General features: G+C 62.6%; 22 protein-coding genes. 12 read left to right on the top strand and 10 right to left on the bottom strand.

Annotation, left to right across the window (positions count from 1 at the left end):
* Nucleotides 1-4: 4 nt before the first annotated feature.
* Nucleotides 5-778: a tRNA pseudouridine(38-40) synthase TruA gene (gene truA, locus H147_RS0113405; protein WP_019955890.1), complete on the bottom strand. Its 774-nt coding sequence runs from the start codon at nucleotides 776-778 to the stop codon at nucleotides 5-7.
* Between the two features lie 95 nt (nucleotides 779-873).
* Here truA and H147_RS0113400 point away from each other — a divergent pair, with 95 nt between their 5' ends.
* Both H147_RS0113400 and H147_RS0113395 read left to right on the top strand, forming a co-directional pair.
* Nucleotides 874-2,286, top strand: a complete 1,413-nt coding sequence (locus H147_RS0113400) for a YcjX family GTP-binding protein (protein ID WP_019955889.1) — start codon at nucleotides 874-876, stop codon at nucleotides 2,284-2,286.
* Complete coding sequence (locus H147_RS0113395; RefSeq protein WP_019955888.1) at nucleotides 2,283-3,263, top strand: YcjF family protein; 981 nt, start codon at nucleotides 2,283-2,285, stop codon at nucleotides 3,261-3,263. Before H147_RS0113400 ends, H147_RS0113395 begins: the two co-directional genes overlap by 4 nt.
* Here H147_RS0113395 and H147_RS0113390 read toward each other — a convergent pair.
* Genes H147_RS0113390 through H147_RS0113380 form a run of 3 tightly spaced genes read right to left on the bottom strand, consistent with a single transcriptional unit; the run spans nucleotide 3,260 to nucleotide 6,300 of the window.
* Entirely contained in the window at nucleotides 3,260-4,237 is a 978-nt protein-coding gene (locus H147_RS0113390; protein WP_019955887.1) for a DUF2125 domain-containing protein, read from the bottom strand. The genes H147_RS0113395 and H147_RS0113390 overlap by 4 nt on opposite strands.
* 60 nt (nucleotides 4,238-4,297) lie before the next feature.
* Nucleotides 4,298-5,641 carry a sensor histidine kinase gene (locus H147_RS0113385; protein ID WP_019955886.1) on the bottom strand — a complete coding sequence of 448 codons (1,344 nt, stop codon included), beginning with the start codon at nucleotides 5,639-5,641 and terminating at the stop codon, nucleotides 4,298-4,300.
* The gene (locus tag H147_RS0113380; RefSeq protein ID WP_019955885.1) at nucleotides 5,638-6,300 is read right to left on the bottom strand and encodes a response regulator; all 663 of its coding nucleotides are present in this window, start codon (nucleotides 6,298-6,300) and stop codon (nucleotides 5,638-5,640) included. Before H147_RS0113380 ends, H147_RS0113385 begins: the two co-directional genes overlap by 4 nt.
* Before the next feature lie 408 nt (nucleotides 6,301-6,708).
* Here H147_RS0113380 and H147_RS0113375 point away from each other — a divergent pair, with 408 nt between their 5' ends.
* The 3 genes from H147_RS0113375 (at nucleotide 6,709) to H147_RS0113365 (ending at nucleotide 8,758) form a co-directional block, all read left to right on the top strand.
* Nucleotides 6,709-7,053 carry a hypothetical protein gene (locus H147_RS0113375; protein ID WP_019955884.1) on the top strand — a complete coding sequence of 115 codons (345 nt, stop codon included), beginning with the start codon at nucleotides 6,709-6,711 and terminating at the stop codon, nucleotides 7,051-7,053.
* Between the two features lie 12 nt (nucleotides 7,054-7,065).
* Nucleotides 7,066-7,686, top strand: coding sequence for a hypothetical protein (locus H147_RS0113370; RefSeq protein ID WP_019955883.1), 621 nt, complete (start codon nucleotides 7,066-7,068; stop codon nucleotides 7,684-7,686).
* 79 nt (nucleotides 7,687-7,765) lie between these two features.
* Nucleotides 7,766-8,758: a TraB/GumN family protein gene (locus tag H147_RS0113365; protein WP_026352516.1), complete on the top strand. Its 993-nt coding sequence runs from the start codon at nucleotides 7,766-7,768 to the stop codon at nucleotides 8,756-8,758.
* A gap of 5 nt (nucleotides 8,759-8,763) precedes the next feature.
* On the opposite strand, the gene H147_RS0113360 is transcribed toward H147_RS0113365, so the two are convergent.
* Nucleotides 8,764-9,444, bottom strand: a complete 681-nt coding sequence (locus tag H147_RS0113360) for a DUF2161 domain-containing phosphodiesterase (RefSeq protein ID WP_043699954.1) — start codon at nucleotides 9,442-9,444, stop codon at nucleotides 8,764-8,766.
* 117 nt (nucleotides 9,445-9,561) lie between these two features.
* On the opposite strand from H147_RS0113360, the gene H147_RS0113355 reads away from it, so the two are divergent.
* From H147_RS0113355 to H147_RS0113330, 6 genes are all read left to right on the top strand, one after another.
* Nucleotides 9,562-10,479, top strand: coding sequence for a manganese-dependent inorganic pyrophosphatase (locus tag H147_RS0113355; RefSeq protein WP_026352515.1), 918 nt, complete (start codon nucleotides 9,562-9,564; stop codon nucleotides 10,477-10,479).
* A 9-nt stretch (nucleotides 10,480-10,488) separates the two neighbouring features.
* Nucleotides 10,489-11,364: a TIGR01459 family HAD-type hydrolase gene (locus H147_RS0113350; protein WP_019955879.1), complete on the top strand. Its 876-nt coding sequence runs from the start codon at nucleotides 10,489-10,491 to the stop codon at nucleotides 11,362-11,364.
* Between the two features lie 85 nt (nucleotides 11,365-11,449).
* Nucleotides 11,450-11,893, top strand: coding sequence for a MaoC family dehydratase (locus H147_RS0113345; RefSeq protein ID WP_019955878.1), 444 nt, complete (start codon nucleotides 11,450-11,452; stop codon nucleotides 11,891-11,893).
* Nucleotides 11,894-11,929: 36 nt separating this feature from the next.
* Complete coding sequence (locus H147_RS0113340) at nucleotides 11,930-12,871, top strand: bifunctional riboflavin kinase/FAD synthetase (RefSeq protein ID WP_019955877.1); 942 nt, start codon at nucleotides 11,930-11,932, stop codon at nucleotides 12,869-12,871.
* Nucleotides 12,861-13,331 carry a YcgN family cysteine cluster protein gene (locus H147_RS0113335; protein ID WP_019955876.1) on the top strand — a complete coding sequence of 157 codons (471 nt, stop codon included), beginning with the start codon at nucleotides 12,861-12,863 and terminating at the stop codon, nucleotides 13,329-13,331. The genes H147_RS0113340 and H147_RS0113335 overlap by 11 nt, the downstream gene beginning before the upstream one ends.
* Nucleotides 13,332-14,378, top strand: coding sequence for a threonine aldolase family protein (locus H147_RS0113330; RefSeq protein ID WP_019955875.1), 1,047 nt, complete (start codon nucleotides 13,332-13,334; stop codon nucleotides 14,376-14,378).
* Here H147_RS0113330 and H147_RS0113325 read toward each other — a convergent pair.
* Complete coding sequence (locus H147_RS0113325; protein WP_019955874.1) at nucleotides 14,347-15,108, bottom strand: alpha/beta fold hydrolase; 762 nt, start codon at nucleotides 15,106-15,108, stop codon at nucleotides 14,347-14,349. The two genes, H147_RS0113330 and H147_RS0113325, sit on opposite strands and share 32 nt — an antisense overlap.
* A complete protein-coding gene (locus H147_RS0113320; RefSeq protein ID WP_019955873.1) occupies nucleotides 15,108-15,704 on the bottom strand; it encodes a 2-hydroxychromene-2-carboxylate isomerase in 597 nt (198 codons plus the stop codon). Before H147_RS0113320 ends, H147_RS0113325 begins: the two co-directional genes overlap by 1 nt.
* Nucleotides 15,705-15,822: 118 nt before the next feature.
* Between H147_RS0113320 and H147_RS0113315 the strand changes: the two genes are divergently transcribed.
* Nucleotides 15,823-16,842 carry a ribose-phosphate pyrophosphokinase gene (locus H147_RS0113315; RefSeq protein ID WP_019955872.1) on the top strand — a complete coding sequence of 340 codons (1,020 nt, stop codon included), beginning with the start codon at nucleotides 15,823-15,825 and terminating at the stop codon, nucleotides 16,840-16,842.
* A gap of 60 nt (nucleotides 16,843-16,902) precedes the next feature.
* Here the strand turns inward: H147_RS0113315 and H147_RS0113310 are convergent, their stop codons facing one another.
* Genes H147_RS0113310 through H147_RS0113300 form a run of 3 tightly spaced genes read right to left on the bottom strand, consistent with a single transcriptional unit; the run spans nucleotide 16,903 to nucleotide 19,668 of the window.
* Entirely contained in the window at nucleotides 16,903-17,340 is a 438-nt protein-coding gene (locus H147_RS0113310) for a F0F1 ATP synthase subunit epsilon (RefSeq protein ID WP_019955871.1), read from the bottom strand.
* A gap of 12 nt (nucleotides 17,341-17,352) precedes the next feature.
* The gene (gene atpD / locus H147_RS0113305; protein WP_019955870.1) at nucleotides 17,353-18,777 is read right to left on the bottom strand and encodes a F0F1 ATP synthase subunit beta; all 1,425 of its coding nucleotides are present in this window, start codon (nucleotides 18,775-18,777) and stop codon (nucleotides 17,353-17,355) included.
* Nucleotides 18,778-18,795: 18 nt separating this feature from the next.
* Nucleotides 18,796-19,668, bottom strand: a complete 873-nt coding sequence (locus tag H147_RS0113300; RefSeq protein ID WP_019955869.1) for a F0F1 ATP synthase subunit gamma — start codon at nucleotides 19,666-19,668, stop codon at nucleotides 18,796-18,798.
* Nucleotides 19,669-19,690 lie beyond the last annotated feature (22 nt).

The following is a 19,690-nucleotide window of genomic DNA, read 5'->3' as shown; positions in this document are numbered from 1 at the left end:
GCTTTCAGGCCCGCACGAACGGATCGGATGGATAGCCGACCCCCGCAAGATAAAGCCCCTCTGGCGGACAGACCGGCCCGCAGGCGGCACGGTCCTGCGCGGCCAGCGCGCGCGCCACATCATCCGGTTGCCATGCCCCCGCGCCGACCCGTTCCAGCGTGCCGACAAAGCTGCGGACCTGATTGTGCAGGAACGACCGTGCGCGCACATGGAACCGGTATTCGGTGCCGACAGGGCGCGGCACAACCTCGATGCGCAGTTCATCCAGCGTTTTGACAGGGCTTTTCGCCTGACAGATCGACGACCGGAAGGTCGTGAAATCGTGCAGGCCCAGCAGATGATCCGCCCCCGCCTGCATCGCCTCTGCATCAAGCGCATGGTTGACCCGCCACATCTGCCCAGCCTCTGACGTCAGCGGCGCGCGGCGCGCGATCAGGCGAAAGAGATATCGCCGCTCTACTGCATCGAACCGCGCATGCCAGTCGTCCGCGACGACCGCGCAATCAAGGATCGCGACAGGATCGGGCTTGAGATGGTAGTTCAGCGCCTCGGACAGACGAAACGGGTCCCAGTCGCGCACAAGGTCGCAATGCGCCACCTGCCCCGTCGCATGGACCCCCGCGTCGGTGCGCCCTGCGGCGGCGATGGTATGGGCACCGGGTTCGAGTTTCGCCAAAGCCGCCTCGATCGCGCCTTGTACGGACAGCAGGCTGGTCTGCCGCTGCCATCCCGCAAAAGGCGCGCCGTGATATTCGACAAGAAGGGCATAACGCGGCATGACACTCCGATTAGGCGGGCAGGCGCGCAAAATCAATCCCTACACATCCGCGCTGACCGTGCTTATCTGTTTGGGAAGAATGGAAAGGGCCTCTCTTGGTTATCGCCGCAATCGCCGATCAGATCACACGGGGCGTCGAAGGTGTGACCAGCACGCTGGCCGCACCTTTCACCGACCCCGTGATCCGGCTGGGTGTGACTGGCCTGTCACGGGCGGGCAAGACGGTGTTCATCACCTCGTTGGTCGCCAATCTGATGGATCGCGGGCGGATGCCGCAACTGACCGCTGCAGCCAACGGTGCGATCAAGACCGCCTTTCTGCAACCGCAGCCCGACGATACCCTGCCGCGCTTTGCCTATGAAACTCACCTTGCCCGCCTGACCGCGCCGGACCCAAGCTGGCCCGAAGGTACGCGCCAGATCAGCGAATTACGCCTGTCCCTGCGAGTCCAGCCCGGCGGCATGCTGTCGGGCCTGTCGGGTCCGCGCGTCGTGCATATCGACATCGTGGATTATCCGGGCGAATGGCTGCTCGACCTCGGCCTGCTGGATCTAACCTATGCGCAGTGGTCCAAGGCCGCGCTTGACCGCACCAAGGGCAGACCGGGGGGCGATGCCTATCTGGCACTGGCCGGACAGACCGATGCCAATGCGCCTTTGTCAGAGCCAGAGGCGACCGCCCTTGCCGCAAGCTTTACCGCGCATCTGAACGCCGCGCGCGAGGCGGGGTTTTCCGATTGCACGCCGGGGCGGTTCCTTTTGCCCGGTGATCTGGCAGGATCGCCCGTGCTGACCTTTGCGCCGCTGCCGGGCGACGGGTTCGCGCGCAAATCCTTGGGACGCGAAATGGCGCGGCGGTTCGACAGCTACAAGGCCAATATCGTGCGCCCGTTCTTTCGCGACCATTTCTCCAAGATCGACCGCCAGATCGTGCTGGTCGATGTGCTGGGCGCGATCCATGCGGGGCCTGCCGCGCTGGAGGATCTGCGCCGCGCGATGGCCGCGGTCCTGTCGGCGTTCAAACCGGGGCGCAACGCCTTTCTGACGCGGATCTTCAAAGGGCGGCGGGTGGAAAAAATCCTATTCGCCGCGACCAAAGCTGATCACCTGCACCATTCCCAGCACCCGCAACTGACCGCGATCACGCAGGCCCTGCTGCGCGATGCGCGCGACCGCGCCGATTTTGCGGGCGCACAGACCGCCGCGATGGCGATTGCCGCCCTGCGCACCACGGTCGAGGATACCGTCGATCATGCGGGTGGCCCGCTGGATGTCGTGCGCGGGCGATTGCTGGACGGCGGCAAGCAGGCGGCGTTCTATCCGGGCAAACTGCCCGACGATCCCGCGCATCTGCTGGCCCCTGCGCGCGAGGGTGCGGACAAATGGCTGGATGCCGATTACAGCGTGATGAATTTCGCGCCTGCCCGCCTGACGCTCCGCCCCGGTGACGGGCCGCCGCATATCCGGCTCGACAAGGCGGCGCAGTTCCTGCTGGGGGACAGGCTATGACGCGCAGACCCGTTCTGATCGACCTTGACGGGCAGGATTTTGCCCGCCCCGACACTGCCCCCGCCGTCCCGGACGAGGTGCAGGGCGCCGCGATGCAACGCCTTGCCGTCGTCGCAAGCAACCCGCCATCCCCGCTCGCGCGGTGGTTCTGGAGCGTGGCCTTCCTGCTGACGGGCTTTATCGTGTCGCTGGCGGCGTGGGATTACGTCACCGGCTTGCTGGCGCGCGCGCCTGTGCTGGGCTGGATCGCGACCGTCTTGATCTGTCTGTTGCTGCTGGTGCTGGTCATCATCGGCCTGCGCGAATTGTCGGCCTTCAGCCGCTTGCGCAAACTGGATGCGCTGCAGATCAGCGCGCGCGATGCGCTGGTCAGCAACGACCTGAAAGGCGCGCGGCAGGTGATCGGCGCGCTGGACCGGCTCTATGCGGGGCGCGACGATACCGCATGGGGCAAGGCGGAACTGGCACAGCGGCAGGGCGATATGCTGGATGCCGATGCGCTGCTGGGGCTGGCGGAAACGACCGTGCTGCAACCCTTGGACCAGCGCGCCATGCGCGAGGTCGAAGCCGCCGCACGGCAGGTCGCGATGGTCACGGCCTTTGTGCCGCTGGCGCTGGCCGATCTGATCACGGCGCTGACGGCGAACCTGCGGATGATCCGGCGGATCGCGGAAATCTATGGCGGCAGGTCCGGCACCCTAGGCAGTTGGCGGCTGACGCGCGGGGTGCTGGCGCATCTGGTGGCGACAGGCGCGCTGGCGGTCGGTGACGATCTGATAGGGACCATCGCGGGCGGCGGTATCCTTGCGAAGGTGTCGCGCCGTTTTGGCGAAGGCGTCGTGAACGGCGCCCTGACCGCCCGCGTCGGTGTTGCCGCGATTGAGGTCTGCCGCCCGCTGCCGTTTCACGCCAGCCCGCGCCCGTCGGTCACCGCCTTGGTGCGCCGCGCACTGACGGGGCTGTTCGGGACTAGCTAGCGCAGGCGCGGTGCAGGGCCGACAGGGACAAGACCGACCAGCGTGACACCGTCCTGAAACGCGACAGGAATGTCGAGCATACCGTCCGCGTTGGCCATGAAGCCCGCCAATCTGGTGACTGTCCGGGCGATGCCAGCGTCGATGACGTCGCCGGCGACCAGCAGATCGACCATGGTTTCCCATTGCCGTGTCCGCAGCATGATCTGCCCTGTGGGGAGACCCGCCGCGTCGACATCGATCTCGCCCGACATCTCCGCCGTGACCGGCCCCCAGTCGATCCGCAGATCGTCAAGCATCAGATGGTCCAGATCAGGGAACCGGCCTTGCAGGTTGCGGTCCAGCGGTCGGGCAAGGGTCAGGCGCGCGATTCCCCGGATAGCGGCCACCTGCGCGCCCAACCGTCCCGCCGGGTCGATCTGATCGCGCAGGCCCGCTGGCAGCGCGATGTCTTCGGCCTCGATCCGGGCGTCATAGCGCGCGCTGTGGTCACCAACGAGGGCAAGGCTGGCATCAAAGCGCGCCAGGCCCAGGTGCCACCCGGCGTCCGACAGGACATCTGTGCGACCCATCCGCAGGCTTCCGCGATCAAAGGCCAGTCGTGCCGTGGGGCGCACAGAGGCGTCGGCCTGCCAATCCTCGCTTGTCACGCGCAGGGTCTGGCCCGCGATGACAAGTGTCTGGTCATGCGGGAAGGTGACATTCACCGCCAGGGGGCGCAGGCTGTCGGCCTGCACGTCCAGCCGCGCGCCCTGCCACGACCACCCAGCATGGGCCAGCCGCACATCAGTCAGCCGGGTGTCGAACCGTGCAGGAAAGCCGGTGGTCGCCACCGACCCGAAACGCAAGTCGACACCGTCGTCAGCCAGACGTACCGCCGCCCGGTCAGGCCCTGCTTGCAAAAGCTGTGATGCAGCGACCCAATAGCCGCTGTAAAGCAGTGCCGCCCAGATCAGGATCGCGATCAGTCTTGACATGGCCCGCCTCCAGCTTGCCGGTTGGCTCGGCTTTCCATGCAATGCCAAAGTGGCGCCATGTCAACCCTGCGCGGGGGCGACGGGCAGGCGGAAACGTGCGCGCAATCCGCCAAGTTCTGCCGATTTATCCAGCATCAGCGCACTGCCGTAAGCCTGCAACAGGTCCGCTGCGATCGAAAGGCCAAGGCCGGTGCCCGGCTTGGCATTGTCGAGCCGCTGGCCGCTGCTCATGGCAAGCGCAATCTGGTCCGGTGGGATCCCCGGCCCGTCATCTTCGATCAAGATCGTGACGTCGCCCGCGTCTGTGGTCGCGGTCAGCCGGATCGCACTGACCGCCCACTTCTGCGCGTTATCCAAAAGATTGCCGAGCACTTCTTCCAGATCGGTCGGGTCCATGCGCAGCCGCAGACCGGGCGGATAGTCACTTGTCAGGACCAGCCCGCGTTGTTGGGCCATGTCAGAGAACGCCCGCACCATCCGCCCGAGCGACCGATCCATCTCTGTCGCGGACGGCAGGGCGGAGGTGCCGGTCTGTGCCCGCATCCGGCCGAATGCGCGTTTGAGCTGCGCATCAAGCCGATCCAGCGCCGCGATCGCGTCGCTAACGGGCTGACCCTGCCGGGCCAGCGTTTCCAATTCGTTGCGGATGATCGCGGCTGGCGTCTTGATGGCATGGCCAAGGTCAGCCGCCTGCTTGCGCGATTGCTGCACGATCTCGCGGTTCCGGTTCAGCAACGTGTCGATATCATAGACCAAAGGGGCGACTTCTTCGGGATACTTGCCGTGGTCAAGCCCACCTTCGCTGATCCAGCGGCGTTGCACGTCTCTGCGCAGCTTTTCGATGGGGCGCAGCGTGACCGAAACCTGCAACAGCGCCCCGACGACGCCGATCACGACCACGAAGGTAAAGGCAACCAACATGATTTCGCGCAGTTGGGCCAGTTCCTGCCGCAGGCTGCGCAGCGATGTCGCCACATGGACATGCCAGATGCTGCCGTCCGCGAGGGTCAGCGTTTGCGACATGCCCCTGACAGGTTCGCCCATCGGACCGGAAAAGCCGTCGATCACGATCTCACTGGTCAGCATCTGTGGGCGTGGCATGGTATCCTGGCCCAGTGAAGCCGACCGATACACCTGCCCGAATTCGTTTTCGACTTGCCAATAGAGACCCGACATAGGGCGCGCAAAGGCCGGATCGCCCACAGAGGCCTGAATTGCCTCCGGCGTCGCCGCAACATTTTCGACGGCCGTCACGACCTGCGTCAGCCGGGCCAGAAGCAATTCGTCGAACCGCCGTTCCGCGCCCTGATCGATGAATGATTGCAATCCCGCAAAACCAAGCGTGATCGTCACTGCGGCCCAGAGTATGCCGCCGATCACAGCCCGTCCACGCAGCGATGTCATTCGGTCGCTTTGATCACATAGCCCCGCCCGCGCACGGTGTCGATCAGACCGTCACCCAGTTTCTTGCGCAGCCGGTTGATGAACACGGCGATCGTATTGGATTCGCGTTCCCCGTCATGCTGATAGATGTGCTGCGACAGCTCGGTCCGGGACACAAGGCGGCCTGCATTGTGGAAAAGATAGGACAACACCGCCATTTCCTGCGCGGTCAGGTTGACCGTCCGTCCCGCCACCATGACCTGATTGGTCCGCGAATCGAACGACACCTGATCCCGTTCAAAGACGGGGTTCGCCTGTTCGGACTTGCGCCGGATCATTGCACGCAGGCGGGCGCACAGCTCGGGCATGTGGAAAGGCTTGGTCAGGTAGTCGTCCGCCCCTGCATCAAGCCCATCGACACGGTCGGTCCAGCCGTCGCGCGCCGACAGGATCAGAACGGGTGCGCGCATGCCGCCCGCACGCCAGTTCTTCAGGACATTCATCCCGTCACGGCCCGGCAGGCCCATATCGAGCACGACCGTATCATAGGGCTGCGACACACCAAGCGCCTGTCCTTCGATGCCATCCGTGGCGATATCGACAGCATAGCCTTCGGTCACAAGGGTTGCCTTGATCTGTTGGGCCAGTACCGGTTCATCTTCGACGAGGAGAATGCGCATGGTCTACTTCATGATAGGTCTGTTGCGTTTGCCTGCGGTCGCGGGAACATGCAAGCCGTGGATGCCACATCATCCATGATCGCAAAGGGGCATGCAATCCGATCAGCGGGAAACAGCATCGGCAGGCGAAGCCGCGCCGCGATGACCGTGCATCACCCCGGCACGCGCAATCACAGGGCAGCCGCTGCAAACCGGCAAAGCGCAGCGCAGCGCAGGATGCCCCCTGCATCGAGTTTGGCGCTGCGACAAAACAGCGCTCGGTTGACGCAATCGCCCTTGTGTCACTGCCCGATCTGACCGCCGCAACAGCGTCGCCCTACAAAGGCCGCCATTTCGCGCCAAAATTGCACAATAAACCCGATATGATAGGGTAGTCGCGTATTTGTATCGTAGTATCAGGGTTGTAGCATGGTCAGTTTCTCTCCCGCCATTCCGTCGCGCAGCGATATTGGCTGGTGTTCTTTTTTGCGTCGTCTCGGCGGATCGGGCGATGCGGTGGAACGGGTTCTGCACGATATCGGGGTCATGGATCATTCCGGCTGGGCCGATTGGCGGCCAAGCGCCATGACAAGAACCGGCGCGCCGACCGAGGTGATCTTTACCGCAGACAGCCCTGCCCTGCGCATCACCACAGAGGTCGACGATCCGGCGAAACCGCCGCAGGACCGCATGGACAAAGCCTGCCGGATCATGACCGACCTTGGCGACACACTGCCAGACAGCACGTTGCGCGACATTCTGGCAGCAGCGTAAAGTGTCGGCCCGTTGACCTATGGCGCGCGGCTCGGGATCGTGCAGGACGGTGACGTGCGGCGGACCCATCTGCTTGTGGAATTGCCGGCGGCGGCGGCGGATCTTGGGGTTCTGATGATCCCCGCAATCTCAGGCGCGTTGAAAGACATCGGCAAGAACGCGGTCAGACTTACCCAGCTTGCGTTTGACGGCGGGTCCGGTGCCTTGACGCTATACGGCGTGATCAAAGGCGCGAACCGGGGGCACCTGCCGCTCTTGGCCGATATCGCGCAGGTCTGCCCTGACCGTCTGGCGATGGCCATTGATGGTCTGGCCGATGCGAGTCCCTGCGGAAGCCTGCCGATACGCGATCTTCGCTTCGGCTTGGCAGCACGCACCAACGGCAAGCCACCGGCCCTGACGCTTTATCTGTCGACGCCAGAAATGTTCGGCTGCGATGCCACGATCACACACCGAATCATGGCCTGTGGCGGGTCGCGGCTAAAGGGGTATGACGCCCTGCTGGACCATCTGCCCCCGTTGCACGCGCCGGGGATCACGCATCATGGATATGTCGGTCTGGCGGCGCAGCTAGATGCCATGCCCACGCTGTCCGTCAGTGTCGCCGCACCCTGGACCTGTCCCGCCGAATGACGCGGATGTGGTCGCAGGGTGATTGACCCCGTGCGCCCTGCCCCTAGACTGGGACGGATGAACCCCGAGGAATGATGCGATGCTCCGACGTGCTTTTACTGCCGCTGCCTTGATGCTGACCGCTGGCCATGCCGCGGCACAATGCACCGGCACCAGTTATTTCGAGACGCTGACAGATGACCAGCGGATGCAGCTTGAACAAGCCGCCGCCGCCATTCCCTATGGCGAGGGTCTGATCTGGGACGCCACCCGTGATGGGCAGGTGATCACGCTTGTCGGCACGATGCACATCTACGACCCGCGCCTGGACGCCATCTTCGACATGGTCGCCGATGACGTGCTGGCCGCCGATGTCGTCCTTCTCGAGGCGACGCCAGAGGATCAGCGCGCGCTGGAAGCGATGCTGGTCGATGACCCGGACATGTTCTTGATCACTGATGGACCAACGCTCCCCGACCTTCTTGACGCCGAAACATGGCAAGCACTGTCGAGCGCCGCCAGCGAACGCGGCGTGCCCGGCTTCATGGCCGCCCAGATGCAGCCGTGGTATCTGTCGCTGATGCTGGCGATTCCGCCCTGCGCGATGCTGGATCTTGCGATGGGGATCGAAGGGCTGGACGGGATGATCAGCGATCTTGCGACTGCGAACGACATACCGATGCGGCCGCTTGAATCCTTCACCACCCTGTTCGAGATGTTCCAGACGGGGTCGATGGAAGAACAGATCGACATGCTCCGGCTCAGCCTTGTCAGCCCGGATACGCAGCAACAGATGTTCGTTGCCATGCTCGACAGCTATTTCAGCAACGATGTCGGGCGGCTGTGGGAAATGTCACGCATGGCGGTCGCAGATACCCCCGGCCTTGATCCCGAAATGGGGGCCGCTGTCTTTGCCGAAATGGAAGACATGTTGCTGGTCCAGCGCAACCGCGACTGGATTCCCGTGATTGCGGAAACCATGGCCGAAAATGACACGGTCGTCGCGGCCTTTGGGGCGGCGCATCTAATCGGCAACGACGGTGTGCTGCAATTGCTGGAAAACGAAGGCTGGGATCTGGTCCGGCGTTACTGAGCGGATCACCCTGCCGCATCGTCCAGTTCATCGCCATAATCCGCGAGCCCCTTGCGCCCTGCGGGGGTCAGGTCGAACACCCCGCGCGCCACGCGCACGAACCAGCCATAATGGTTGTCGCCCATGATCCGCGTCGCCTGCGGCACCTCGGCCCAGGTCTTGACCTTGGCCCCCTGTGACGGGCCATGCACCGCCAGAAACCGCGCACAGCGCAAGGCATCCTGCCGGTATCCTGTAACGATGCCATGCCGCGTGGCACCGCCTGCATTCGGGTCGCCCTGCAATCGGTCAAAAGCGCGCAGCAACCTTGCGCGCTTGGGCTTTGAGGTCCGCGCGGCATAGGGGCCGGGGTCGGCCAGCACTTCGACGAAGCCGTCGCGCAGGCGGACCGTCATCACCCCGAACCCGATCCGCCGCGCCAGTTTGACATTCGCCGCCAGCGCCTTGGCCTGCCCGCCTGCCGGCACGGCCACATAGACCAGATCGGTCAGCGCGAGCCTGTCGACCGCCTGATGGAACAGTCCCAAGGTAAAGCCCCGTTTCAATTCCACGATCAGCAGATCATCGCCGCGCCGCGCGACGATGTCGGCCGCCCCCACCTCGCCTTTGACGTCATAGCCGCGCGCCTGAAGATAGGCTTTGACCGGGGGGTAAAGGTCGGCTTCTCGCGGGGCGGTAGGGGGCATGGGGGAAACCTGCACGCGTGTCATGAACGGCATCTATAACAAGGATTGCATGGGGTGACACTGCTTGCCGTCGCTTCTATATACAGGCCAAATCCGCATCCAATGAAAGTCCTGTTCATGACAACGCTCGTTTTCGGCCACAAATCCCCTGACACCGACAGCACCGCATCACCATTGATCTGGGACTGGTTCCTGAACCACACCGGGATTGCCGCCAAAGCCGTGCTGCTGGGCACCCCCAATACCGAGGCTGCTTTCGTCGCCAAACGCTGGGGTTTCGATCTGCCGGAAATCATCGCCGATGTGGATACAGGGCAGAAATGCGTGATCGTGGACACCAACAACCCTGCCGAATTGCCCGCAGGCATCAACGGCGCCGATGTCGTGGCGATCATCGACCATCATAAACTGGTCGGGGGCTTGGAAACCAAAGCCCCGATCAACATCACGATCCGCCCGCTGGCCTGTACCGCGACGATCTTGCACCAGATGATGGGCGATCACGCTGGCCACATGCCCGAAGGCATCAAGGGGCTGATGCTGTCCTGCATCCTGTCCGATACGCTCGCCTTCCGGTCGCCGACGACAACGCCGGTGGACAAGGACCTCGCGGAAAAGCTGGCGACCGATCTGGGCGTCGATCTGAATGCCTGCGCGGATGAAATGTTCGCCGCGAAATCCGACGTTTCCGCGTTTTCCGACGAAGAACTGCTGCGCATGGACAGCAAGGAATACGAGGTGTCGGGCACCAAATTCCGTGTCTCCGTTCTTGAGACCACATCGCCCCGCATGCTGCTCGACCGCAAGGAATCGCTGATGGCTGCGATGCCCGGTGTGGCCTCTGCCGATGGCGTCGATCAGGTGCTCCTGTTCGTCGTCGACATCCTGAACGAAGAAGCCACGCTGCTGGTCCCCAACGACCTGACCAAGACGCTCGCGGAAAAATCATTCGGCGCGACCGTGGATGGCGACACTGTCGTCCTGCCCGGCGTCATGAGCCGCAAACTGCAGATCATTCCTGCCCTGACCCTGTAAAGGCCCGCCATGACCCGGATTATCGACAGTTTCGCCGCAATCGCGGACCAATATGATGTGGCCTTTGTCGATCTCTGGGGATGCATGCACAACGGGATCAGCGCGTTTCCCGATGCCGTGGCAGCCATGCGCGCCTTTCGCAAGGGCGGCGGTAAGGTCGTCCTCGTCACCAATTCGCCGCGCCCGTGGGAATCCGTGGCACGGCAGATTTCCGCAATGGGCGTGTCCGAGGACGCATGGGACGCCATCGCCACATCGGGCGACAGCGCACGCGCCGCGATGTTTCGCGGGATCGTCGGGCAGAAGGTCTATTTCATGGGCGAAAGCCCGCGCGACGACGATTTCTTTACGCCGCTGCGGATCATCGACGCCCCCGTCGACATCCAGCGCGTGCCGCTGGATCAGGCCGAAGGCATCGTCTGCTGCGGCCCGTTCGATCCGCTTGCCGATATCGCCGTGAACCGCGCCGATTTCCTCTATGCCAAGACAAAGGGCCTGAGACTGCTCTGCGCCAATCCCGACATCGTCGTGGACCGGGGCGAGGTGCGCGAATGGTGCGCGGGGGCGCTCGCCGCGCTTTACACCGACATGGGCGGCGAGAGCCTGTATTTCGGCAAGCCGCATCCGCCGATCTATGATCTGACGCGGCGCAGGATGGCCAAACTGCCCGACCTGCCCGAAGACCCGCGCATCATCGCCATCGGGGACGGTGTGCACACCGACATTCTGGGCGCGATGCAGGAAGAGATCGATTCGCTGTTCATCACCGGCGGGCTAGCAGCAGAAGAAACCCGCACGACAACGCAGCCCGAACCCGACGCTTTGGCGCGTTTTCTGGAAACGGCGCAGACATCCGCCACCTATTCCATCGGTTTCCTGCGCTAGGCCTCTTGATCTTTCTGCATCCGCAAAGTAATAAAGTTTCAATATCTATCTTTTAGATGACTTTTTGTTACTTGAAGGACCGGACATGTTGGATAACGCACCGCGCGGCACGATCTGTATCGAAGACATCGAAATCGGCATGATCCGGTCGCTGTCCAAGGTCATCACCGACCGTGATATCGAATTGTTCGCCGAGGTGTCGACCGACCGGAACCCTGTGCATCTGGACGAGGATTACGCGCAAGACACGATCTTTGGCGGGCGCATCGCGCATGGGATGCTGACCGCAGGGCTGGTGTCGGCTGTGATCGGGGAACAGCTGCCCGGCCATGGCACGGTCTATCTGGGGCAAAGTCTGAAATTCCTTGCCCCCGTCCGCCCCGGCGATCTGGTCACGGCAGAGGTCGAGGTGACCGATATCGACCATTCCCGCCGCCGCGTGACGATGAACACGCGCTGCATCGTCAACAACAAGCAGGTGCTGACAGGCGATGCCACCGTGCTTGCCCCGTCGCGCAAGTTCGACTGATCTTGCACGCCTCTGCCCGTCGGGATACGCAGCTTTATGCGTATCATCCGCGACAGCGTTTTCATTGATCCTGCCGACCGCGGTGCTGCCGCGGCCATCGGCAATTTCGACGGTGTGCACCTGGGCCACCGCGCCGTGATCGACCTTGCGCGTGTGGCCGCCGATGCCGGACAGGCACCTCTGGGGATCATGACGTTCGAGCCGCATCCGCGCAGCTATTTCGCCCGCGACACCGGCCCGTTCCGCCTGATGAACGCCGAAGCCCGCGCCAACCGTTTGGCGAAACTCGGCATCGAAAAACTGTACGAAGTGCCGTTCAACGCCGCCCTTGCCAGCCTGACGCCCCGCGATTTCGCGCAAAAGATTATCCATGACCAACTGGGTCTGGTGCATGTCGTCGTCGGTGCCGATTTCTGTTTCGGCAAAGACCGCAAAGGCACGGTCGAGGACCTGCAAGCCTTTGGCGCGGAAATGGGGTTCGGCGTGACGATTGCCCCCTTGGCCGCAATTGATGGCGTCAACATTTCGTCCACCGCGATCCGTGCGGCCTTGACCGATGGTCGCCCGCGCGATGCCGCCGCCATGCTGGGCCATTGGCACCGGATCGAAGGCGCGGTCATCCGTGGCGACCAGCGCGGGCGCGAACTGGGCTATCCCACGGCCAATATGTCGATCAGCGGGCTGCATCCGCCGAAATTCGGGGTCTATGCGGTCAAGGTCGATGTGCTGGAAGGGGCGTTCAAGGGCAGCTATTCCGGTGCGGCGTCTATCGGGGTGCGGCCGATGTTCGGGGAAAACGTGCCGAATTGCGAAACCTTCATCTTTGATTTCAAGGGCGATCTTTACGGCACGCATCTATCGGTGGCGCTGGTGGATTTCCTGCGGCCAGAACTCAAATTCGACAGCCTTGATGCGCTGATCACCCAGATGGACGCCGATTGCGCCCAAGTGCGGGACATCCTGACCCATGTCCGCTGATATCCCCCGCAGCGGGCTTGCCCCCCGGTTCTGGGCCAAAAAGCCGATGGACAAGCTGAACAAGCAGGAATGGGAAGCCTTGTGCGACGGCTGCGGCAAATGCTGCCTGAACAAGCTTGAGGATGAAGACACGGGCGAGGTCGCGATGACCCGCGTTGCCTGTCGCCTCCTCGACAACGAAAGCTGCCTTTGCGCCAATTACGCGATCCGCCACCAGTTCGTGCCGGAATGTATCGTGCTGACGCCAAAGACCTTGGCCGACAACATGTACTGGCTGCCGCAGACCTGCGCTTATCGCCTTGTGGCCGAAGGGCGCGACCTGTTCGACTGGCATCCGCTGATTTCGGGCGATCCAGGGTCCGTGCATCGCGCGGGTGTGTCGGTGCAGGGCATGACCATCCCCGAATTCGAGGTCGATGAAGACGATTGGGAAGACCATATCATCGAGGAGCCGCTTTAGATGTTTTTCGCCTCTGACAACACAGGCCCCGCGCATCCGAAAGTGATGGATGCCTTGGTCAAAGCCAACTCCGGCTATGCCATGGGCTATGGCGCCGACCCGATCATGGCCGAGGTCCGCCAACAGATCCGCGATGTGTTCGAAGCGCCCGACGCGGCGATCTATCTGGTCATCAACGGCACATCGGCCAATTCTCTGCTGCTGGCCACCATGTGCCAGCCGTGGCAGACGATTTTCTGCACCGATGTCGCCCATATCCACGAAGATGAATGCAATGCGCCCGAATTCTACACGCAGGCCAAGCTGTCGCTGGTGCAAGCAACCGCAGGCAAGATGACCGCCGACGCACTGCGCGCCAAGATCAAGGGCGAGGAAACGCGCGGCGTCCACGGCCCGCAGCGGGGGCCTGTTTCGGTAACGCAGGTGACCGAAAAGGGCACCGTTTATTCTTTGGATGAGATCAAGGCGCTGACCGATGTGGCGCGCGCATTCGGCCTGCCCACGCATCTGGACGGCGCGCGCTTTGCCAATGCGCTGGTGGCCCTCGACTGCACCCCTGCTGAAATGACATGGAAAGCGGGCATCGATGCGGTCAGTTTCGGTGGCACCAAGAACGGCGCTTTGGGGGTCGAGGCTTGCGTGATCTTTGACCCCAAGCTCGCATGGGAATTCGAACTGCGCCGCAAGCGTGGCGGGCATCTGCTGTCCAAGCACCGCTATCTGTCGGCGCAGATGCAGGCCTATCTGGCGGACGGGCTGTGGCTCGACATGGCGCGCGCGGCGAATGCGCGGTGTGCGCAACTGGCCGAAGGGCTGCGGCGGCACAACGCGGCAAGGATGCTGTTCGACCCTGCCGCCAATATCATCTTTTTCGACATGCCCCGCCGCGACCATCAGCGGATGCTGGCGGCAGGTGCTGTCTATTACGTCATGTCAGGCGATCCCGATCAGGGCGACGCGGACGAGATGCTGACAGCACGTCTGGTCACCGACTGGTCGATGACGGCCGATGGCGTCAGCCGGTTCCTCGATCTGCTGCACGGATAAGGGCTGCGACCTCAGCTGTGTGGGTCAAGGGTAGCATATGCCCTGCCCCCGCGACCACGTGATCCGTCGCATCAGGCAACCGCTGCGTCAGTGCGGCATGAATCGCACCGATGACAGGCGGGCTGTTGGCACCCCGGATCAGCGTGACAGGGATCGCGACCTTGGCAAGGCTTTCCGGCGTCGTGATCCCAGCCGGATCATCCTCGATCGCGGTTCCGCTGGCCGTGACAAGATGGATGCGGTCCATCAGATAGCCTTGGGTCCGTGGCGGCAGCGCGTCCCAAGGCACAGCGCCCCAAACGGCGTTGAAACGCGCAGCAGCATCGGATTGGTCATCCTGCGCCATCGCCTCCAGAAACGGGCGGAACCCTGCGGCGTGATCGGCATGGTCTGACGTGCCACGGGCGGCGGCGAAATAGACAGGCTCGATCAGGGTCAGGCGCCCCACGAGATCGGGCCGCTCCACCGCCAGCCGCAAGGCCACCGTCGCCCCGAAGGAATGACCGATCAGATGGGTCGGACCGTCACAACAGGCGGCAGCCCATGCCACCGCCTGCGCCTGAAAATCCCAACTGCCGTCCCAATCTGGGCTGCGCCCGTGGCCGGGCAGATCGAACAGCGTGGCCTGCCCGCCGACAGCCCCCGCCAGCGGCAGCAGGCTTTCATGCCGTGCCAGCATGCAATGGACCATGACGACAGGCGCGCCATGGCCGACAGTCACCTTGTGCATCAGATCTTGCCGGACAGATGCATATCCAGATCGGTCAAGCGATCCTCGCCCCAGAAACGGGCATCGGTGTCGGTGATGAAGAACGGCGCGCCAAAGGCCCCCGCCAGCACGGCATGTTCAAGGTTCTGCGAATAGGTATCGGCGCTGGTCATCATGTCGTGGTCCACAAGCGCAGGATCAAACCCTTCGGCCTGCAAACAATCGCGGATCACATCATCCTGGCTGATGTCACGCTCCTCGGCCCAGCAGGCCCGGGTGATCGCATAGACAAGGCCACCGACATCGGCTCCGGTCGCCTGCGCGGCAATGATCGCGAAGGACGACGGCGCAGGATTCGTCGGCCAGAACGCGGGTTTCACGTTCAGCGGCAGCCCCGCCACCTTGGCGCGGCGTTCCAGGTCCTGCAAGCGGTAGGCCTGACGATTCGGGTGCCGGTCCTTGGGCGGCACACCGCCGGTGCGCCCGAACAACCCCATAATATCGAGCGGTTTGTACGTGATCGTCGCACCATGTTTGCGCGCAATTTCTCCGGGGCGGAGACCGCAAAGGTAGGTGTAGGGCGACATGGTCGCAAAGTAGCAGTCGATATGCGGCATTTTGGCTATCCTTGGCTCAGCGAAATCTATCCGCGAAGGTACGCCTGTGCTAGTCGGTGTCAACGCTCCGAATCTGTGACTGACGAGTCTTGTCCCTGGCTGCCAAAGGACCTTTCCCATGCCGATGATAATGGAACCCAAGTTGATCAGCGGGAATGCCAACCTGCCGCTTGCCACTGCGATTGCGCGTCGCATGACGATGCACCGGGGGCGCGAAGTCAGCCTCGTCGATGCCCGCGTCGAACGGTTCAACGATGGCGAGATTTTCGTCGAAGTGTTCGAGAACGTCCGTGGCGAGGATATGTTCATCATTCAGCCCACCTCTAACCCCGCCAACGACAATCTGATGGAATTGCTGATCATCGCGGATGCGCTGCGCCGGTCGTCGGCGGCACGGATCACCGCTGTGATCCCCTATTTCGGATATGCCCGCCAGGATCGCCGGTCCAAGGCGCGCACGCCGATCACCGCGAAACTGGTGGCCAATATGCTGGTCGAAGCCGGTATCGAACGTATCCTGACCCTGGATTTGCACGCGACGCAGATTCAGGGTTTTTTCGATATTCCTGTCGACAACCTCTATGCCTCGCCGATTTACGCGCTGGATGCCAAACATCATTTCCGCGACATGTTGGATGACGTCATGGTGGTGTCGCCCGATGTCGGCGGCGTGGCCCGTGCCCGCGATCTGGCGCAGCGGATCGACGCGCCGTTGTCGATCGTCGACAAACGCCGTGGCAAACCCGGTGAAGTCGCCGAAATGACAGTGATCGGCGAGGTGAAGGACAAGGTCTGCGTCATCGTGGACGACATCGTCGATACGGCAGGCACCCTTTGCAAGGCCGCCGAGGTGCTGATGGAAAACGGCGCGCGCGAAGTCCATTCCTATATCACCCACGGCGTACTGTCGGGGCCAGCCGTGGACCGGATTTCGAAATCCGTAATGAAAACGCTGGTGATCACCGATACGATCGCACCGACCGCAGCCGTGCGGGCCTGCGCGAATATCCGCATCGTGCCGACGGCACCCATGTTCGCGCAGGCGATCCTGAACACGGCAAACGGCACATCGGTATCGTCATTGTTCGATCACAAGACGCTCGGGCCGATTTATGAGGGTCTTTATGCGGCGGAATAACCGCTGGTGAAACGCAAAAAGGCCCCGCCATGCGGGGCCTTTTTTGTTTGTTCAGCATTTTCAACCGAAGCTGGATTGCTTTGAGTCCAGACCGATGTGCGTGCCCACGGCGACCATGTCGGACAGCAGCTTGGCAGCGGCATCCACCACGTCTGGTTCGTCCTTTTGCTTGTCGCGTGCGTGGTCCAAGGCATTCCGGGCGTCCTCGACCATGCGGTCGAAAACCTCTTGCGTGACTTCGGACCGGGGCAGCGCCTGTTCGGCCAGAACCGACACGGATTCCGCGTTGATTTCGGCAAAACCGCCGGACACGACGTACTCGTCCATGCCACCATCATGCACGACCACCAGAACGCCGGGGCGCAGGGTGGTGATCGTGGGCAGGTGATTGGCCATTGCGGTCATGTCGCCTTCCGTTGCGGGAATGCGTACCTCGCTCGCCGCGACAGAGGCCAGACGGCGCTCTGGCGAGACGAGATCGAATTGTACATTTGCCATATCGGCAGCTCCTTATGCGGCGGCGGCAGCCATTTTCTGGGCTTTGGCTTTCACGTCTTCAATGCCGCCGACCATGTAGAACGCGCCTTCGGGGAAGTGATCGTATTCGCCCGCAACCACGGCCTTGAACGATGCGATCGTGTCTTCCAGTGGAACCTGCACACCCGGCGAACCAGTGAACACCTGCGCCACGTCGAAAGGCTGCGACAGGAAGCGTTCGATCTTGCGCGCGCGAGCCACGGTCAGCTTGTCCTCTTCGGACAATTCGTCCATCCCCAGGATGGCGATGATGTCCTGAAGCGACTTGTAACGCTGCAACATGTTCTGCACGTCGGCCGCCACGCGGTAATGCTCTTCACCCACGATGGCAGGGTCCAGCAGGCGCGATGTGGAATCGAGCGGGTCAACGGCGGGATAAATCCCTTTTTCCGAAATCGCACGGTTCAGAACGGTGGTCGCATCAAGGTGCGCGAACGAGGTCGCTGGCGCAGGGTCGGTCAAGTCATCGGCAGGGACGTAGATCGCCTGCACGGATGTGATCGACCCCGATTTTGTCGATGTGATGCGTTCTTGCATCTGGCCCATGTCGGTGGCCAGCGTCGGCTGATAGCCCACGGCGGACGGGATACGGCCCAACAGCGCGGATACTTCGGACCCTGCCTGCGTAAAGCGGAAGATGTTGTCGACGAAGAACAACACGTCGGAGCCGGACTGGTCGCGGAACGATTCCGCCATGGTCAGGCCGGACAGCGCCACGCGCATACGCGCCCCTGGTGGTTCGTTCATCTGACCGTAGACCAGCGCCACTTTGGATTTGGTCAGGTCGTCGATGTTGATGACCCCGGATTCGATGAATTCGTAGTAAAGGTCGTTGCCTTCACGGGTCCGCTCACCCACGCCCGCGAACACGGAATAACCCGAGTGCACCTTGGCGATGTTGTTGATCAGTTCCTGAATCAGCACCGTCTTGCCCACGCCGGCACCGCCGAACAGGCCGATCTTGCCGCCCTTGGCGTAAGGCGCCAGCAGGTCGATGACCTTGATGCCGGTGATCAGCACTTCGGACGCTGTCGATTGCGCTTCGAAGGGCGGCGCTTCGGCGTGGATCGAGCGGCGCTCGGTCTCGCCGATGGGGCCTTTTTCGTCGATCGGCGCGCCGACCACGTTCATGATGCGGCCAAGGGTGGCGTCGCCCACGGGCACGGTGATCGTGTTGTCCTGATCGATCACTTCCTGACCGCGCACCAGACCTTCTGTGCTGTCCATCGCGATGGCGCGGACGGTGTTTTCACCCAGGTGCTGCGCGACTTCCAACACCAGTTCCTTGCCGTTGTTGTCGGTGATCAGGGCGTTCAGAATCTCGGGCAGGTGATCGGTGAACTGCACGTCAACGACAGCGCCGATGACCTGCGTGATCTTGCCTTTTGCATTTGCCATAGTGGTTTTCTCCGGGGTCTAGAGCGCTTCAGCGCCCGAAATGATTTCAATCAGCTCGTTCGTGATGACGGCCTGACGTGAACGGTTGTACTGGATGGTCAGCTTGTCGATCATCTCGCCCGCGTTGCGGGTCGCGTTGTCCATGGCGGACATCCGCGCGCCCTGCTCGGACGCGGCATTTTCCAGCAGCGCGCTGAAAATCGCCGTGGCCACGCCGCGCGGCAACAGATCGGCAAGGATTTCCTCTTCACCGGGTTCGTATTCGTACAAGGTCACATCCGCATCGGCGTCCTGCTCGAACTTGGCGGGGATGATCTGCTGTGCGGTCGGGTGCTGCGACACGACGTTTTCAAACCGCGCAAAAAAGATCGTCGCAACGTCGAATTCGCCGCCGTCAAACCGTGCCAGCACATCGCGCGCGATGTCTTGCGCGTTGACATAGCCCACACGCTTGACCGCTGACAGGTCGATGTGGCCCACTGAATAGCTGCCGAAATCCCGCTTGAGCGCATCGCGGCCTTTCTTGCCGACCGTCAGGATCTTGACGGTCTTGCCTTGGCCCAGCAGTTTTTGCGCATGGATTTTCGCCAGCTTGGTGATGTTACCGTTGAAACCGCCGCAAAGACCACGCTCGGCGGTCATCACGATCAGCAGATGCACCTGATCGCTGCCGGTGCCCGACAGCAGTTTCGGCGCGGTATCCGACCCGCCCACCGACGCCGCTAGCCCCGCCATCACGGCATTGAACCGTTCGGTATAGGGACGCGACGCCTCGGCCGCATCTTGGGCGCGGCGCAATTTTGCGGCCGCGACCATCTGCATGGCCTTGGTGATCTTGCGGGTCGACTTGACCGACGCGATCCGGTTTTTAAGATCCTTAAGATTAGGCACGTTTTCGTCTCCTTATCTTAGG

This window comes from Yoonia vestfoldensis DSM 16212 (assembly GCF_000382265.1).
GTDB lineage: Bacteria > Pseudomonadota > Alphaproteobacteria > Rhodobacterales > Rhodobacteraceae > Yoonia > Yoonia vestfoldensis.
The sequence above is the reverse complement of the archived record's forward strand: the minus strand, read 5'-3'. Positions and strand labels throughout refer to the sequence as shown.

Coding starts and splice junctions, on each gene's coding strand:
- truA (WP_019955890.1), bottom strand. CDS start 778: ATGCCGCGTTATGCCCTTCTTGTCGAATATCACGGCGCGCCTTTTGCG.
- H147_RS0113395 (WP_019955888.1), top strand. CDS start 2,283: ATGACGCGCAGACCCGTTCTGATCGACCTTGACGGGCAGGATTTTGCC.
- H147_RS0113320 (WP_019955873.1), bottom strand. CDS start 15,704: ATGCCGCATATCGACTGCTACTTTGCGACCATGTCGCCCTACACCTAC.
- H147_RS0113315 (WP_019955872.1), top strand. CDS start 15,823: ATGCCGATGATAATGGAACCCAAGTTGATCAGCGGGAATGCCAACCTG.
- H147_RS0113380 (WP_019955885.1), bottom strand. CDS start 6,300: ATGCGCATTCTCCTCGTCGAAGATGAACCGGTACTGGCCCAACAGATC.
- H147_RS0113360 (WP_043699954.1), bottom strand. CDS start 9,444: ATGCCCCCTACCGCCCCGCGAGAAGCCGACCTTTACCCCCCGGTCAAA.
- H147_RS0113365 (WP_026352516.1), top strand. CDS start 7,766: ATGCTCCGACGTGCTTTTACTGCCGCTGCCTTGATGCTGACCGCTGGC.
- H147_RS0113310 (WP_019955871.1), bottom strand. CDS start 17,340: ATGGCAAATGTACAATTCGATCTCGTCTCGCCAGAGCGCCGTCTGGCC.
- H147_RS0113325 (WP_019955874.1), bottom strand. CDS start 15,108: ATGCACAAGGTGACTGTCGGCCATGGCGCGCCTGTCGTCATGGTCCAT.
- H147_RS0113345 (WP_019955878.1), top strand. CDS start 11,450: ATGTTGGATAACGCACCGCGCGGCACGATCTGTATCGAAGACATCGAA.
- H147_RS0113355 (WP_026352515.1), top strand. CDS start 9,562: ATGACAACGCTCGTTTTCGGCCACAAATCCCCTGACACCGACAGCACC.
- H147_RS0113335 (WP_019955876.1), top strand. CDS start 12,861: ATGTCCGCTGATATCCCCCGCAGCGGGCTTGCCCCCCGGTTCTGGGCC.
- H147_RS0113385 (WP_019955886.1), bottom strand. CDS start 5,641: ATGACATCGCTGCGTGGACGGGCTGTGATCGGCGGCATACTCTGGGCC.
- H147_RS0113375 (WP_019955884.1), top strand. CDS start 6,709: ATGGTCAGTTTCTCTCCCGCCATTCCGTCGCGCAGCGATATTGGCTGG.
- atpD (WP_019955870.1), bottom strand. CDS start 18,777: ATGGCAAATGCAAAAGGCAAGATCACGCAGGTCATCGGCGCTGTCGTT.
- H147_RS0113350 (WP_019955879.1), top strand. CDS start 10,489: ATGACCCGGATTATCGACAGTTTCGCCGCAATCGCGGACCAATATGAT.
- H147_RS0113390 (WP_019955887.1), bottom strand. CDS start 4,237: ATGTCAAGACTGATCGCGATCCTGATCTGGGCGGCACTGCTTTACAGC.
- H147_RS0113330 (WP_019955875.1), top strand. CDS start 13,332: ATGTTTTTCGCCTCTGACAACACAGGCCCCGCGCATCCGAAAGTGATG.
- H147_RS0113340 (WP_019955877.1), top strand. CDS start 11,930: ATGCGTATCATCCGCGACAGCGTTTTCATTGATCCTGCCGACCGCGGT.